Origin of the sequence: Bacteroides sp. MSB163 (assembly GCF_036416795.1) — a bacterium.
In the GTDB taxonomy this organism is placed as follows: domain Bacteria; phylum Bacteroidota; class Bacteroidia; order Bacteroidales; family Bacteroidaceae; genus Bacteroides; species Bacteroides maternus.
The window spans coordinates 5,544,236-5,561,199 of record NZ_CP143867.1 but is presented as its reverse complement, the minus strand read 5'-3'; the positions used below and the strand labels follow the sequence as shown (position 1 = coordinate 5,561,199).

General features: G+C 44.5%; 7 protein-coding genes. 2 read left to right on the top strand and 5 right to left on the bottom strand.

The window, feature by feature from the left end; all coding sequences use genetic code 11:
- Nucleotides 1-3 precede the first annotated feature (3 nt).
- The 4 genes from VYM24_RS21955 to VYM24_RS21940 all read right to left on the bottom strand — a co-directional run bounded on the left by VYM24_RS21955 (nt 4) and on the right by VYM24_RS21940 (nt 12,001).
- The gene (locus VYM24_RS21955; RefSeq protein WP_294605973.1) at nt 4-1,758 is read right to left on the bottom strand and encodes a RagB/SusD family nutrient uptake outer membrane protein; all 1,755 of its coding nucleotides are present in this window, start codon (nt 1,756-1,758) and stop codon (nt 4-6) included.
- Nucleotides 1,759-1,762: 4 nt separating this feature from the next.
- Nucleotides 1,763-4,828 (bottom strand): SusC/RagA family TonB-linked outer membrane protein, encoded by a 3,066-nt coding sequence (locus VYM24_RS21950; RefSeq protein ID WP_330942281.1) that lies wholly within the window; start codon nt 4,826-4,828, stop codon nt 1,763-1,765.
- 73 nt (nt 4,829-4,901) lie between these two features.
- A complete protein-coding gene (locus tag VYM24_RS21945) occupies nt 4,902-6,746 on the bottom strand; it encodes a LamG-like jellyroll fold domain-containing protein (protein ID WP_330940949.1) in 1,845 nt (614 codons plus the stop codon).
- Between the two features lie 992 nt (nt 6,747-7,738).
- Entirely contained in the window at nt 7,739-12,001 is a 4,263-nt protein-coding gene (locus VYM24_RS21940) for a hybrid sensor histidine kinase/response regulator transcription factor (protein ID WP_330940948.1), read from the bottom strand.
- A gap of 203 nt (nt 12,002-12,204) precedes the next feature.
- Here VYM24_RS21940 and VYM24_RS21935 point away from each other — a divergent pair, with 203 nt between their 5' ends.
- On the top strand, nt 12,205-13,659 hold the full coding sequence (locus tag VYM24_RS21935; RefSeq protein ID WP_425286666.1) for an arabinan endo-1,5-alpha-L-arabinosidase: 1,455 nt from the start codon (nt 12,205-12,207) through the stop codon (nt 13,657-13,659).
- Between the two features lie 25 nt (nt 13,660-13,684).
- The gene (locus tag VYM24_RS21930; protein WP_330940946.1) at nt 13,685-15,667 is read left to right on the top strand and encodes an alpha-L-arabinofuranosidase C-terminal domain-containing protein; all 1,983 of its coding nucleotides are present in this window, start codon (nt 13,685-13,687) and stop codon (nt 15,665-15,667) included.
- Between the two features lie 113 nt (nt 15,668-15,780).
- Here VYM24_RS21930 and galK read toward each other — a convergent pair whose 3' ends face one another.
- The gene (gene galK, locus VYM24_RS21925; protein WP_330940945.1) at nt 15,781-16,935 is read right to left on the bottom strand and encodes a galactokinase; all 1,155 of its coding nucleotides are present in this window, start codon (nt 16,933-16,935) and stop codon (nt 15,781-15,783) included.
- Nucleotides 16,936-16,964: the final 29 nt, after the last annotated feature.

The following is a 16,964-nucleotide window of genomic DNA, read 5'->3' as shown; positions in this document are numbered from 1 at the left end:
GGATTACCATTCCGGATTGTTTTCAATTCCTGTTTTCCAGTATTCACCTTCAGGGATAGGATAGAGGTACATCTTCTTTTGGAACACGCGTTTTTGGGCCACTTTGCGGGTGATGGTTCCATTGGCAGCTACATCGATACCGATGATATTGCGTCCCAATGCCTCTTCCGCTACATTCCAGCGGCGTACGTCCCATGCGCGATGTTCTTCGAATGCCAATTCTACCGTGCGTTCTTTGCGGATGAAGTTGCGCATCTTCTCTTTGGTGTTCAGATCTGTACGGTCGGCAACATTGCCGGTGATGCCTGCGCGATGCCGAATCAGGTCGAGTTGGTCGTATACTTCCTTACAAGGACCTTGCACTTCATTCAGTGCTTCGGCATAATTCAGCAGAATTTCCGCATAGCGGATGATAGTCCAGAGACGACGTGAATTACCGCTATGGTTTGCACTCAGGATGGTTTCCGGCATGTATTTGCGTACATAATAGCCGGTCGGGGTAGCGTTAGCATTTCCTACAGGATTATCACGCTGTCCCTTGACAACATTGATTACACCATTCCCCCAGGATACGCCATTATAAAGAATGGAAGCTGCCAGACGTCCGTCGCGATTAGCCCACATGTTGGCATCGCTGTAACCACTTGCGGCGTTGATGCTCGGATTAACCCCGTTATAAACTGGGGCTCCGGTTTCGTCGTACTCCTGAAAAGGAGAACTACCGTCAATCATGTCATACATGTCTATTAGGTTTTGGGACGGGCAGAGACCACCACTGCCTCCTTCACCTACCGGGACATCATAGCGAATGTTATTCCATGAGATGGTTCCATCATTGCGATAGAAAATCATTTCTTTATTGCTTTCTTCATATGGAGTCAATAACCAGGCATTGGTTAATGCTGTCTTTGAGTCCGTACCTTGCATCAACGAGTAGTTACCGCCGTAGGTTTCGATGAAACCTTTTGCTGCATCGGCTGCCTGTTGCCACGTGATGCTTGATTCGCTACTGTAGCGCGGGCTTGCCATATACAGCATAATACGGCTATAAAGCGCGCGAGCCATAGGTTGTCCGATACGTCCTGCAACATCTTGGTCTGAAGCGTCTTTATAAACCATCAGGCCTTCTTCACATTCGCTCAGTTCTTTTAGAACAAAGTCAACAACGTATTCCTTTATACTTGGACGGGTTGTATAATTACTCAATAAATCACCATTAGGGTCGAGTACCTCCGTTACTATAGGAATAGGACCGTAACGCAGGAAGAGTTCCCAATAGAACCAAGCACGCAAGAAACGCGCTTCAGAGATGATATAAGTTTTGTGTTTGATATACTCATCTTCTTTCAGGTCTATATTTTTGGGGACGCTTTCTATGCGCGTAAGTATCATGTTGCATTTGCGAATACCACGGTAATAATGTTCCCAAGTACCGCTTAGTTCGGATGCGCCACCGCTGCCGTAATAATTACCTATGTTGAATGTAGTACGCACGCCACCGGTCGCGTAACTGGTTTCTGCCAGGTCTGTAGCGGCATCCAGCCATGAATTATTGATGCGGCAGGCACCGTGGCGCAGAAAGTTGTAGGTATCGTAATGGAACTGTAACATCAGGTTCCAGTCGCTGAATACTTCTTCGCCCGTCAACTCATTACTGGGCTGCTTGTCAAGGAAGCCTCCAAACATATCTTCGCAGGAAGTAAGTGTGGCAGAGGCGATGCTCAGGGCAAATATGCCATATAATAATGTCTTCTTCATTTTATCAGAATTTAATGTTTACACCAAAGTTCACAGTCTTCATAATCGGATAGCGGTTGGAACCGTTACTTTCCGGGTCACACAGATCATCCAGATGATCCCAAGTGATGAGGTTGTTACCGTTTACGTAGAGGCGGCAGTCACTCATGCCTACTTTTTCTACCCATTTGGCAGGCAATGTATAGCTCAACTCAATGTTCTTCAGACGCATGAAAGCACCGTTCTTCAGGAAGAAGGAGTTCTGGCGCTGGTTGTGGTCACCGTAACTATCGTAGTGCAGCAATGGATATTTGGCACTTGCCAAATTCTCGGATTCCGATTTAGTAGGATTCCAACGATCCAGATGGTGTTCTTTCACTTTACCGCCACTGACGAAGGCATACATAGCTTCTGCATCATAATAACGGCTTACGTGATCGACGCCTTGGAACATTACGCTGAAACCGATACCTTTGTAATTGCATCCCAAGGTGAGTGCATATGTGTTTTCGGGCACATCGCTATAGCCGATGAATGTTTCGTCTCGTTCGTCAATAAAACCATCATTATTCATATCGCGATATTTCAAATCGCCTACCTGTACATTACCAAAGGTTGATGTCGGGAAATTAGGATCAGCCACGTCGGCGGCAGTTACGAAGCCGTCGCATACCAGTCCGTAGTACTGACCGATAGGATGACCTTCGCGCTTGCGATAGTCTGTTTTCAGTGCGGGCTCGTCCATGTTCTTAATTTCATTCTTGGCATGAGAGAATGTCAGGCCGACGTTGTATGAAAAGTCTTCGCCGATACGGTTGTTGTGCTTTAACTCAATCTCGAAACCGCTGTTTACGGTTTCACCCAAGTTACCGGCAGCCATTGTTACGCCTACCCATTCCGGGCGCGTCAGATAGTTGGTCAGGATATCGTTACGCTTTTCATAGAAAAGGTCGATGTTACCGTTCAGCAATCCGTTCCACAATCCGAACTCCAAACCGATATTGTACTTGTGGGCACGCTCCCAAGTAACGGCATAGTTAGGATATTGAGTTTCGTAGATGCCGGACTTACCACTGGTGCCGAAAATATAGTCATTGCTGATCTGGCTCCATTTCTCTTCATAGAGGAAGCGTTGTGCCACTCCGCCTACGGTATATACATCGTTACCTACCTGACCGTAAGAAGCACGCAACTTCAGATTGTTTAGCCACTCCTTAGTACTCTCCATGAAAGATTCATTACTGATGCGCCAACCTAAAGAGAAAGCGGGGAAGAAACCGAAACGTTTGCCTTTCATGAAGTTTTCTGAACCGTTGTAACCGAAGTTAACCTCTGCCAGATAACGATCGTCGTAGCCATAGGTGGCACGACCTACAAGACCTTGATAACGCTTGGCAAGATCAGCTCTGTAGCGATAGTCATTTTGATTGTAGAGCACCATAGCTGTTACATCATGTCTGCCGAACTTGCGAGCATAGTTGATTTGCGCTTCCATGTAAAGCTTATAGATTGTGTAAGAATCTTTGCTACCTGCTAATTCGCCATCAGCATCGAAGCGGTTGTAAGCATCGATATTTCCGAAATCATCGCGGTTGTTCAGCTCGTAAGTGGCGAAAGTGGCCTGGTAAAGGGTTTTGTCGTAGGAGTTATAGTCGAATGAAGCCATACCCTTTACGCTTAATCCTTCAGTCAGCCAGTCCATCTTGTAATCAAGGATGAAGTTGGTTTCATTGATGGTATTCGTAGCTTTATAATATCCGCCTTTGGCCAGGGATGCTACGATGTTTTTCTGATACTGTGAGCTACCGCCATAGATGGTTTCCTGTCTTTCACCGTTTTGTACTACTGTAGATACGGGGAAAAGCCATCCGGGGGTGTGGTTCATTTCATAGAATATCTGGCTATAATCAGATCTTTCAGTCGTATTGGAACCCTTACGTTCTTCAAAACGAGTACCGAAGTTGACAGAGAAAGTCAGATCTTTCGTCAGGAACAAGTCCATATTAGCGCGGAATGCATAACGACGGAAGCTTGGGCTTGAAGAATTGCCATATTTGTCATTACTCAAATTCTTAATCAACCCTTTTTGGTCGTATAGTTCACCGGAAGCATAATAGCGCATACGCTTTGTACCGCCACGTACACTGACGTTATAACGTTGTGCGGGAGAAGAACTCTTCAATACCTCATCATACCAGTCTACATTGGGATATAGCATTGCCTCTAAGCCGCTCAATTCGCCGGCAACCGATCTGCGATACATTTCCAGGTCGTTGGCGGAGAATTGTGAAGGAAGTCCGTCGTTGGCGAGGGCTTCTTCCAGCAGGCTGACAGACTGGTAAGAGTTCAGGTAAGTATCCGTGCGCGTTGGGCTTTGTATCTGCCAGTTGGCGGTCAGGCTTACTTCAGGTTTCTGTTCTCTACCACGTTTGGTCGTAATCAACATAACGCCGTTTGCGCCACGTACACCATAAACGGCTGTTGCCGAAGCATCTTTCAATACTGAAATAGTTTCAATATCGTCCGGGGCTATCTGTGAGAATTCACGTTCCACGCCATCTACCAATACAAGCGGTTGGGCATCACCGGCAAATGTAGCACGACCACGGATATAGATTTGTGTATCATCCGAACCGGGAGCGCCGGAAGTCTGTGATGTGATGACACCTGATATTTTACCGGCAATGGCTTGGGATACGTTGGCGGCAGGAGATTGGAGCAACTCCTTGGAAGATACTTGCGAGATAGCTCCCACAACACTTTCCTTTTTCTGTGCGCCATATCCTACTACCACAACTTCTTCCAGCATCTCTGAGTCTTCTTTCAATGTCACGACAAAAGAAGTCTTGCCTGCCGTGTTGATTTCTTGCGTCTGATAACCGACGAAAGAGATTTGCAATACGGCTTTGTCGCCTACTGTTAATTTGAAGTTTCCGTCAAAATCTGTTATAGTACCATTAGTAGTACCTTTTTCAACTACGCTGGCACCTATGACAGTTTCTCCGGTGACGTCTTTTATGACACCTGTAACTTGCTTTGACTGGGCGAACAGCATTTGTCCTGCCAGTAGGAAGACGAATGCCAGCAGCATACTCGCCAAGCGTGGGGCTGTTGATATTGTGATTGTTTTATTGTCCATAATATATTCTTGTTTATAGAGGTTATTACTTGAATAACGGAGTGTACAGATAGCAATTTGAATTATCCATCTTGAGATGAGCTCCATCCACGATAAGGAATGCCCGTACTGTCTGGTTTCCATCACCGCAGTCTGTCACAAAAGCTTCTTTATATATATTGCCATTTTTGCTGGTAGCTACCGCAGTAGTGGTTACCGTAGCACCGTTACGCTGGATGTCGATGACTACTGTGGCTCCTTCCATGTCGGTACGGAAAGCATCCCAGTCACCGTAACCCTCGCTGGTCCATGTACCCGAGGCATAACTGTCACCCCATCCGTAAAGATCGGAACGGATGACGAAGTATTCGGCATAACCATTGCCATTCCGCTCGGCATCGGTACAGAGGCAGAGATTCCAGTTGTTCCAGTTGCCGGTGCCATTGGTATGGTTCTCGAATTCGAGATGCAGATTCTGTCCGACGGGGATCTGGAAATAGTCTGAGAATTCCGTCCACCAGGCAGACGAACAGTCTTCGGCACCAATAGTAGTCTTTGTCAGTGGCACTGTGGTCAACGCTGCGGTTTCTTCAGTGTCGAATACTATGTGTGAGCCGTCCATTATAAAGAAGCCGCGGACTACTTGTGTACCGTCACCGCAAGTGGTGGTGAAAGTTTCTTTGTATACGTTGCCGTTGATGGCTTTGGCTACTGCCTCTACAGTTGCCGTTGCTCCGTTGCGTTGGACAGTTACAGTCACTTCTGCACCTTGCATGTCAGCACGGAATGCATCCCAGTCACCGTAGCCCTCATTAGTCCATGTACCTGAGGCATAACTGTCACCCCATCCGTAAAGGTCGGAGCGGATAACAAAGTATTCGGCATAACCATTGCCATCCCGCTCGGCATCGGTACAGAGACAGAAGCACCAGTTGTTCCAGTTGCCAGCACCGCTGGTGTAGTTGGTGAATTTGAATTTCATGTTGCCGTCGGCGGGCATCCTGAAATAATTGGAGAATACTGTCCACCAAGCTGCTGAATTATCTTCTGCACCTACAGTGATGATGGGGTCGCCCACAAGATATTCGAATGCTCCCTCTCCTATGTTCGGCATTTGGCATTGGCTGTCGGTAATTTGATTGCGGTAAATTGCGATATCATCTATCCACATTTCTTGAGTGGGAGTATCTGAACCATAACCTATATATATATAAGGTGTACTGGCCATGAACTGTACAATCTTTCCGAAGTCAAAGTTTGATTTCTCTACAGTTTTATCGATACGTTGTTTGCCATCCACATAGATGCTATAACCGTCATTGCGGATAGTAATGGCCATGTAGTGCCATTCTCCGGCAGGTAGCAGCAATGGATTTTTGGATACTTTGTTCGTTTCGGGGTTGTTGACCTCGTAATCACCATCCACACCTTCATACTTCAGCCAGCCGTTGGAGGTGAGAAACATGCGCTGTGTGCCGTTGCTGTTTTGGAAAGAAAAGAGGGCACCTGCCAAATCTGGCTCTAACTCTTCTTCCGTTTCTTCATCGATGCGGAGTGCCTGCTTCACCCAGAATGTCAGTGATACGCCATTCTGTACTTCCACATTATTTAGTGGATTGAACATACGGGCATAACCGTCAGGTAGGTGAAGAACTTTGCCATGTACATCGTCATCTTTAATCTCAGCTATGTCTCCGCCTTCGTAGGCATAATAGTTGAGGCTTTGAGGATCAAAATCTTTATCCTCAAAAGTAATCTTCGCGACTTGCTCTAATTTGGGATTTTTCTGATTTCCTGCCGGAGGATCCATTTGCCCCCAATCTTCGCAGGCCCAAAATGAAAGGACTGTAAATGCCACCAGAATGGGTACCGGCCATTTTCTTGTCTTCATAATACAGATATTAATGGTTTAACAATTAGTTATACTACATTCATATTTTAAGTAGTGATGCAAAAATACGCTCAAAAGGTGTTTCTGAGGTGGACAAATGAATTTTTGAGGTGGACAAATGAATATTTAAGTGTAGAAGTTACAATTAAAATTAGGCTTCAGTATATATCACGATACTTCAGGCTGATTGTGCTGTAAATAAAAGAAAACAGGAGAAGATTCAGGTAAGGAAGTCACCGAAAGGGTGTAGCCCTAACCACCAAAGGGTGTAGCCATATAGGGGAAAGGGTGTAGCCATCCCGACCTTAAGGCTACACCCTTTTAAACCATGCTCACAGGTACTTCTCAATGGGATAATGGCATGTTTGACAACAAGGGTTATATATGTTTTTATTCTAATAGTGTCAATATATTTGTCCCGTTCCGGCGGATTTGTAACTCGTTTCGCCGGAATGGCGTCCGGCGAAACTTGAGTAAACGGTTGAAGAAGGCGCTTCTTACGCTTTCTTTTCTTAAACATCACCTTTTCTTTGCTTTCACATCGCTTCTTCTTTGTTTCGGGATGCTTTGTTTTGGTATGCGTACAGACGTAGTGTACGTGCTTCACTATTGTAAAGCACGTGTATCACTACTGTGAGTCACGACGTTCACTATAGTAGTTATGTCTAAAACTTTGTATGTCAATAGAATATATATGTGTAGTTTGCGCAATGAACATAGGGGATTTACATTTACAATCCCTGCTTTTGATGGACAAAAGTAGGTGGAAAAACGCCTGAAATGAAAGGATGTAAAAACGAATGGTGTAGGCCAAAAAGAGGGTTAACGAAAAGGTAATCAATGATGTATCCCTGATGCAGGCAGAGTGTAGGCAAATCTGCCTACACTCTGCCTGCACTTACCTACACACCGCTCTATTGCTGATGAATAGGGCGATGCGGAAGGTGAGTGTAAGCGTGTAGGTAAAATAGTGATAAACTCAGTGTATAGACTTACTCTTCTTCATTCAGTAATGCGCTTGGTGTCGTATTAAACTGCTTGCTGAAACAGCGGGCGAAATACTTGGGGTCATTGAAACCAACCTCATATGCTATTTCTGCAATATTCATCTGTTTGCTCTCCCGGTTTTTGAGAATCAGTTCCCGGGCAGTGTTTAATCTGTAGTTACGTATGAATTGTCCCGCTGATTGCCCGATGAGGCTTTGAAGCTTTTTATTCAGCAGGCTTTTGCTGACTCCGACGGCCTCACTGAAATCACTCACTTCAAAGTAAGGGTTTTTATAGTGTTCTTTTATAGCTTCCATCACTTGGTTGATGAATTTCTTGTCACCGGATTCCTCCTCTATATTCAGTGCTTCCACGTCCATGTCCGTCTTGAACTTTCGTTGGTAGCGTCTGCGATTATCCAGGATGTTTTCGATACGGGTCAGTAACAGAGCTTCATCAAAAGGTTTTAGCAGATATTCGTCTACGCCCGTGCGGTAACTTTTCAGCCGGGTTTCCGGCGATGTTTTAGCAGTCAGCATCAGGAAAGGAATATGTGAGATACTAAATGTCTCTTTGACCCGTCGTGATAGTTCTATACCATCCATTACGGGCATCATCAGGTCGCTGATGATAAAATCTACAGACTGGTTGTTCAATACATCAAGGGCTTCTGCCCCGTTGGTAGCTTCGAGTACATTATAATAATCACGGAGAATGGAACGGATGTATCCTCTCATGTCTGCATTATCTTCCACTACAAGAATGGTCAGGGCCAGCCGTTCTTTGGGTAATTCATTCTTTTTCGTAGTTGCTGCCGGTGGTATATTGTTCTCAACGATCAGTTGGTCGCTTATGTTTTCTTCTTTTGGAAGTGGGAGTAGGATGCGGAAGGAGCAGCCGATAGTATGGTTATTACGAACGCAGATTTCTCCATCATGCATCTTCACGATGCGTTTGCAAAGATATAACCCGATTCCTGTACCCGTTTGGCTGTATACAGGATATTTCGCTTGCTTCTTGGATTGATAGAAACGGTTGAATATTTGTTCGGTGTCTTGCTCCTGAATACCTGTTCCCGTGTCACTGACGCAGAGATAAAGTTTTTCTTCTTTATCGTTTTTAGCCGGAAGGGTGGCTATATATATGGATATGCTTCCGCCATCCGGTGTAAATTTAATGGCATTGCTTAGCAGATTGGTAATAACCTTGTGCATCGCTTCTTCATCAAAGAAGATTTCGGAACTTTTCATGTGAAAATAGTGTTTTATTGAAATATTCCGTTCTCCGGCAAATACTTCAAAAGGAGTAAGCAATGAATGTATAAAACTCACAAAGTCACCTTTTGTCGCAACGATATTAAGCTTACCGGATTCTATTTTCCGGAAATCCATCAGTTGGTTGACAAGGGATAGCAGATATTTGGAGTTACGTTCCACGAAGTTTAACTGTTCTATTACCTGCGGATTATAACTTAGTTTTAGTGCACGCTCGATAGGACCGATAATTAAAGTTATCGGTGTCCGGAATTCATGCGTTATGTTAGTGAAGAAAGCTATCTTGTCTAATGTCAATTCTTGTACTTTGCGTGCCATACGGCTCAATTGTGCTTTTTGCCGGGTGATTTTCTCGTTTTGCAGTGTCAGCATCCTGTTCTGTCGGGAGAGTTCTTCTGTCTGGTTCTCTAATAATTGTTTTTGTTGTTCCAGTTGGTAGGTGCGTTCTTCCACGGTGCGGTGTAGTAGTTCCCGCTGCCGTTTGAAGTTTCGTATGCGCCATTGGTAAGTTTGCCAAGTGGCAAGTAGTGCCAAAACTACAAGAAGCAATATGAACCAAGTTGTTTTATAAAAATAGGGTAGGATGGTGACCTTTAGCTCTGCCATGTTCTCTGTCCCGTCTCCTCCGTCAGGTGTATATTTCACTTGCAGGGTATAGCTACCCGGACGCAAGTTGGTGTAGCTTGCAAACCGTCTGTTTCCGGGTGCCTGTACCCATTTGTCTTCAAAACCAAGTAGGCGGTAGCTATAAGTGGCTGTATTATCCGGTTCAAAATTCAAGGCGGAGAATTCCAACGAGAAGGACTTCTCTTTCTCATGGAGTTTTATTTCCTGAGTAACGGCTATGTCTTTGGGGAGATATTTATTACCGGGCAGGATATTTTCATTTCCGATTCTCAACCGCGTGAAGCGTATGTTGGCAGGTTGAGCAGTAACAACAGGCAGATTGCTATCGATGGCTGTCAGTCCTGCTACGCTGCCGAAATAGAGTGTACCGTCCGAAGAACGGTATGAGGCATTCCAATAGAATTGTGCATCCGGAAAGCCATCTTGTTTGGTGTAATTGGTGAAGCGGTTCTCGTTTGGGTGGAAGCAGGAAAGTCCGTTATTAGTTCCTATCCAGATACTTCCATTGATATCTTCTTCCAGACTTCGTACATTGTTGTTGATTAAACCTTGGTCCGTATTATAAGATATGAATTTTTCTTTGCCTTGCTTATCAATTATCCGTTTATATATGCCATATCCATTACTGCCCAACCATAATGTACCATCTTTAGCTTCGCAAAAACAACTGATTTTCTCTATCAGTCCCGATTGGGGATTATCGAGCTTATAGTTTAAGTGACGATGCTGGAATTCTCCTTCCTTTGACTGGGGAGATCGGGTGTTAAGATCTATGATGTAGACTCCTTCCGTAGAACCTACCCACAGTTTATTTTCTTTGTCGATAATGGCGCCGAGGCAACCACGGATGTTTTCTGCCATACGGTTAGCAAAAGGGGAAATGAACTTTTGAGTTGCCATATCATAGAAAAAGAGCCCTCGATTGGCGCCTATCCACATTCCATTATTGGTAGGGTCATAAACGAGTACTGCTATGAAGAATAATGGAAATCCGGTTTCAGGATGTGTGTATATTACTTGAAGGGGGCGATTCGGTGCTTTAGGATTCACTATGTTGATTCCGCCGCCCCAGGTGCCTACCCATAATCGGCCCTGGTTGTCATTGACAAGACTGCTTACTGAGTTATGACTTATCTCACCACGTTCCCATCTGTAATGAATAAACTGTTCACTTCCTTGTTTTTTCAGATTCAGTCCTCCCTCTACTGTGCCTACCCACAAACTGCCCTCCTTATCTTCATAAATGACATTTACCGGATTGTCGGACAGGCTTGCGGGATTTTCTTTATCATGTTGGTAATTGTGTATTACCAAGCGCTTCGGAGTCAGTTTATTAATTCCACCACTTTCAGTACCGAACCAAATGTGCTGCCCGTCTACTCTTATACAATTAATAAAGTTACTGTTCAACAGGCTGTTACCGGTTGAACTATGAGTAAAGCGTTCGAAGTTATCGGTAATAGGATTGTAGATGTTAGCTCCGCGCAAAGTTCCTGCAATCAACTGTTTATTATCAGTAATGGCAAGATTGGTCAGATAATTTTGCGATAAAGAATGAGGGTCACTTTGGATATTTTCGTAGAGTTTTCTTGTATTGTTGTTTTTGTTATAGCGAAACAGTCCTATGTGCGTAGCTATCCAGACTTCATTTTCTTTGGCTATCATATCCTTAAAATATATGCCAGGCCAAAAAGTTAGTTGCTCTGATATGGAACTTTTTTCTAACTGCCCTTGTGGTGTCGGGGAGATTTTATAGATAGTGCCATTAATGCCGGTCCATATCTTACCATCTTCGTCGATATCTTTTAATATAAGGTCAGGTTCAGATAGTTCGGGTAAATCTAATGTGGATAATGTATCGATGTCACCTTCGGCATTGAAGGATATTCGGTGAAGTGCATTGTCGCATTGCAGCCAGATGCAACCTTGCGAATCGAGAATGACGATATAGGTGGGTTGATTTATAAAGCGGGGCAAAAGTCCTTTAGGATCATTGGGCACTACAGATTGTAGAGTAGATAAGTCAATAATATCTGTGCCTCCTTCGGATACAATCCAAAGACGGTGGAATCTGTCTTCATATACATTGTGGATAAAGTTACTCTTGAGTTTGCAGTGAGGAGTATTGGGATTGAAATGAATGAATTCATAGCCATCATAACGTGACAGTCCGCCTCCGGCAGTGGATATCCATAGAAAACCATAGGTGTCTTTATAAATGTCGTCAATGGAATTATGAGGTAACCCGTCGTCCATGGTGATGTAAGAAACATTGTATCGGTCTGCAAAATGTTCTTGAGCCTGTAACGACATCGACATTATAAAACAGCTATATATAATAAGGTATATAAAGGAGTGACTTTTCATATTGTTTCGTATTACTATAGCAAAGTTAGAAGAATATCCGTTATTTCTAAAATACATAATGCGCTTTTTTACCGGAATTGTTTGATTGTCCACCTTAAATATCCGTTTGTCCACCTACCGACATGCGGCGGGGCGTATTTTTGCAACAGAATTTATTATTTGCTGATATTATGAGAAACTTACTACACGTAACTGTACTACTAATGGGCAGCCTGTTTGCCGGTTGCACTTCTTCTGTTTTTACCCCTACTGCTTCACCTAATCCGTGGGCAGATGATTACTCTTCACTATCTTCCATGGAGAATTACCAATCATGGGGAACCTACAATGTACACGATCCGTCGTGCCGCAAGATAGGCGATTATTACTATATGTATTCCACGGATGCTATCTTCCGGGAAAATCGTAAAGAAGCAAAAGAAAAGGGGGTGCCTTTGGGGGGTATTCAGATGCGTCGTTCCAAAGACCTTGTGAATTGGGAATTTCTGGGCTGGGCATTGCCCGAGATTCCGCAGGAAGCGGTGGAGTGGGTGCGCTCTCATACAGGAGGGCATGGGGCGACAAATATCTGGGCACCTTATATCATTCCCTATAATAATAAGTATAGGCTATACTATTGTGTGTCGGCTTTCGGGCGTAAAACATCCTATATCGGATTGGCAGAATCAGATTCGCCCGAAGGGCCTTGGACATTGGCAGGTTGTGTTGTTAAGACAGATGATACGACAGCCATGAATGCCATTGATCCCAGCATCACTGTAGACCCTTCAACCGGCAAGTGGTGGATGCATTACGGTTCATTTTTCGGTGGTCTGTATTGTGTGGAACTGAATCCGGAAACCGGTCTTCCTTTGGTAGAAGGAGATAGGGGACACTTGGTAGCTCGTCGTGCTAATTACAAGAAGGATAATCTGGAAGCTCCGGAAATTATCTATAATCCAGATTTGAAAGAATACTATCTGTTTGTATCCTATGATCCGTTGATGACAACCTACAATGTACGTGTGGGGCGTTCAGACAAAGCGGAAGGTCCGTTCATTGATTACTTCGGCAAAGAGTTGAAAGATACGACGAATAACTTTCCTATCTTGACAGCTCCTTATCGTTTCAAGAACCATCCGGGTTGGGCCGGCACAGCGCATTGTGCAGTATTCACTTCAGATGACGGACAATATTTCATGGCTCATCAGGGACGTTTGTCACCACAAAACCAGATGATGGATCTCCATGTGCGACAAGTCTTTTTTACTAAAGATGGATGGTCTGTCGTATCGCCTGAACGCTACGCAGGTACTAATCCTCGAGAGTTCTCTGCGGAGGATTTAGCGGGCGAGTGGGAAATTATCCGCGTACAGGAACCCCTGTATGAGCGCCAACTGGAAGCCGGACAGATATTGTGGGGCGAAGGCGAACTGCAAGATGAAGAATGGAATATGTCTCACCTTTTATATCTGGAGAAAGATGGAAAGTTAGGAGAGGATAAAGGAACCTGGGATTTTGCCAGAGAAGACCAATCCTTACAACTGACACTGGACGGAGAAGTGGTAAAGAATCTGATTGTGTTTGCCGGGCACGACTGGGAGAATGAAGCGGAAACTGTCCTCTTTACAGGGCTGGATAGCCGTGGGCGCTCCGTATGGGGAAAAAGAACTAAATAACCAATTATAATTTTATTTTAAAACCATGAAAAGATACACTGGATTATTAGCGACGCTAACCCTGACCGCAGGTATGGCGCTTCAGGCACAAACTAATGAGTTTGTGATACAAACCAAGAAATTGGGTGCAGAGATTCAGCCTACTATGTATGGGTTGTTCTTTGAGGATATCAACTATGCCGCTGACGGCGGACTTTATGCCGAGTTAGTGAAGAACCGTTCGTTTGAGTTCCCACAACATCTGATGGGATGGAAAACCTTTGGTAATGTAACGCTTCAAGATGACGGTCCTTTTGAAAGAAATCCGCACTATGTCCGTCTGGCCGACCCGGGCCATCCGCATAAGCATACGGGATTGGATAATGAAGGTTTCTTCGGTATCGGTGTAAAAGCAGGAGAGGAGTATCGCTTCTCTGTATGGGCACGTTTGCCCCAAGGCGGAACATCCGAAAAAATCCGTATTGAACTTGTAGATACCAAATCTATGGGTGAGCACCATGCTTTTGCTACTGAGACATTGACGATTGATTCGAAAGAATGGAAAAAGTATCAGGTTATCCTAAAACCGGGTGTAACTGATCCGAAGGCGACTCTTCGTATTTTCCTGGCATCAAAGGGTACGGTTGATTTGGAACATGTCTCTCTTTTCCCGGTCGATACCTGGAAAGGACATGAGAATGGTTTGCGTAAAGACCTTGCGCAAGCTTTAGCTGATATCAAGCCAGGTGTGTTCCGCTTCCCCGGCGGATGTATTGTAGAAGGAACAGATTTAGCTACACGCTATGACTGGAAGAAGTCTGTAGGTCCGGTAGAGAACCGCCCGTTGAATGAGAATCGTTGGGAATATACTTTCCCGCATCGTTTCTATCCCGATTATTTCCAAAGCTACGGATTGGGATTCTTTGAGTTCTTCCAGCTTTCGGAGGAAATAGGAGCAGAGCCGCTTCCTGTATTGAGTTGCGGCCTGTCTTGCCAGTTCCAGAATTCTGATGCAGAGGCACATGTGGCTGTTTGCGATTTGGATAGCTATGTGCAGGATGCTCTTGATCTGATTGAATTTGCCAATGGGGATGTGACCACGAAATGGGGAAAACTGCGTGCCGATATGGGACACCCTGCATCGTTTAACCTGAAATTCATTGGTATAGGTAATGAGCAATGGGGACCGGAATACCCGGAACATCTCGAACCATTTATCAAGGCTATTCGTAAAGCCTATCCGGATATCAAGATTATCGGAAGCTCCGGTCCGGACTCTGAAGGAAAACAGTTCGAATATCTATGGCCGGAAATGAAACGCCTGAAAGTTGATTTGGTGGATGAACATTTCTATCGTCCCGAAAACTGGTTCCTGAATGAGGGGGCACGTTATGATAACTATGACCGTAAAGGTCCGAAAGTGTTTGCAGGAGAATATGCTTGTCATGGTAAGGGGAAGAAATGGAACCATTTTAATGCCGCTCTGCTTGAAGCTGCATTTATGACCGGATTGGAGCGCAATGCAGATATTGTACACATGGCCACTTATGCTCCTTTGTTTGCTCATGTGGAAGGATGGCAATGGCGCCCGGATATGATTTGGTTTGATAATCTCAACTCTGTCCGTACTGTAAGTTACTATGTGCAGCAACTCTATGGGCATCACAAGGGCACTAATGTGCTTTCTTTGACGATGAATAAGAAGGTTGTAACAGGTGCCGAAGATCAGAATGGACTGTTTGCAAGTGCGGTCTATGATAAGGATAAGAATGAAATTATAGTAAAGGTGGCCAATACTTCCGATAAGGCCCAACCTCTGTCTTTGAAGTTTGAAGGATTGAAGAAACAGGATATACTGTCCGGTGGACGTTGCATCAAGCTTCGTTCGGCTGATCCTGACAAAGATAATACGATTGAGCAGCCGTCTGCCATTCAACCGCAGGAAACTCCGGTTTCAATGGATGGTCAGGTGTTGAATATAGAGTTGGAACCGAAGACATTTGCTGTTTATATCTTCGAAAAAGGATAAGGTTAATGGATTGGAAATTAGGTTAGCTAATTAGTTTTTTGAAAAAGGCTGAAAAGACAAGGGCGTCTCCCCGTGATGGGAAGACGCCCTTTTAAGATTGGATTGTTTTAGTTTTAAACTAATCTGCGAGCACCGTCACTGATGACTACATCATAAACTTTAGGGCTTCTGCCGAATTTCTCTTTGAACTTATCCTTGGCATTCTGGATGAATGTATCATACAACTCATCTTTCACCAAGTTGATAGTACAACCGCCGAAACCGCCGCCCATTACACGGGAACCTATTACGCCGCAATCAAATGCAATATCGTTCAGGAAGTCGAGTTCTTCGCAGCTAACTTCGTAGAGCTTGCTCATACCATGATGTGTTTCGTACATCTTCTGGCCTACAGTCTCGTAATCACCTTTTTCCAAAGCATCGCAAACGTCGAGTACGCGCTGGATTTCTTCGACTACGTATTCTGCACGCATGAAGTCTTCCTCGCTGATTTCAGCTTTTGACTCTTGTAGCATCTCCATGGTACAGTCGCGCAGGAATTCTACATGCGGATGTTTCTTCTGGATAGCGGCAACGGCAGCTTCGCAACTTTGGCGACGCTTGTTGTATGCTGAAGAAGCCAACTCATGCTTAACTACAGAGTCTACCAATACCAGACGATAGCCTTTCGGATCGAACGGGAAGTATTGATACTCCAGTGAACGGCAGTCCAGACGGATAAGGCTGCCTTTCTTGCCGAATACAGAAGCAAACTGGTCCATAATACCGCAGTTTACACCGCAATAATTATGTTCAGTTGCCTGACCTACTTTAGCCAGTTCAAACTTGTCTATCTTGTTGTCACCGAACAGATCGTTTAATGCATACGCATATGTACTTTCCAAAGCGGCAGATGAAGACATACCTGCACCCAAAGGTACATCACCGGAGAAAGCTGTATTGAAGCCCTTTACATCAACGCCACGCTTAATCATCTCACGGCATACACCGAAGATATATCTTGCCCAGCTTGCACGGGGAGCATCTTCTTCTTTCAAACCGAATTCCACATAATCCTTCAGATCAATAGAATAAGCTCTTACCATGTCAGTGCCATTCGGCTTAATTTCAGCAATCATGCCTTTATCGATTGCTCCGGGGAATACAAAACCACCGTTATAGTCTGTATGTTCACCAATGAGGTTGATGCGTCCCGGAGAAGCGTAAACTGCTCCTGTTGTTCCGTCAAAATGCTTGATGAAACGGCTTCTTACGTGTTCTATATCCATAATCTTTTTAAATTTATAAGTGAATAAAT

Excerpts from the sequence above, each read along its gene's own strand:
- VYM24_RS21950 (WP_330942281.1), bottom strand. The coding sequence starts at position 4,828 with ATGCTGCTGGCATTCGTCTTCCTACTGGCAGGACAAATGCTGTTCGCC.
- VYM24_RS21945 (WP_330940949.1), bottom strand. The coding sequence starts at position 6,746 with ATGAAGACAAGAAAATGGCCGGTACCCATTCTGGTGGCATTTACAGTC.
- VYM24_RS21930 (WP_330940946.1), top strand. The coding sequence starts at position 13,685 with ATGAAAAGATACACTGGATTATTAGCGACGCTAACCCTGACCGCAGGT.
- VYM24_RS21955 (WP_294605973.1), bottom strand. The coding sequence starts at position 1,758 with ATGAAGAAGACATTATTATATGGCATATTTGCCCTGAGCATCGCCTCT.
- VYM24_RS21940 (WP_330940948.1), bottom strand. The coding sequence starts at position 12,001 with ATGAAAAGTCACTCCTTTATATACCTTATTATATATAGCTGTTTTATA.
- VYM24_RS21935 (WP_425286666.1), top strand. The coding sequence starts at position 12,205 with ATGGGCAGCCTGTTTGCCGGTTGCACTTCTTCTGTTTTTACCCCTACT.
- galK (WP_330940945.1), bottom strand. The coding sequence starts at position 16,935 with ATGGATATAGAACACGTAAGAAGCCGTTTCATCAAGCATTTTGACGGA.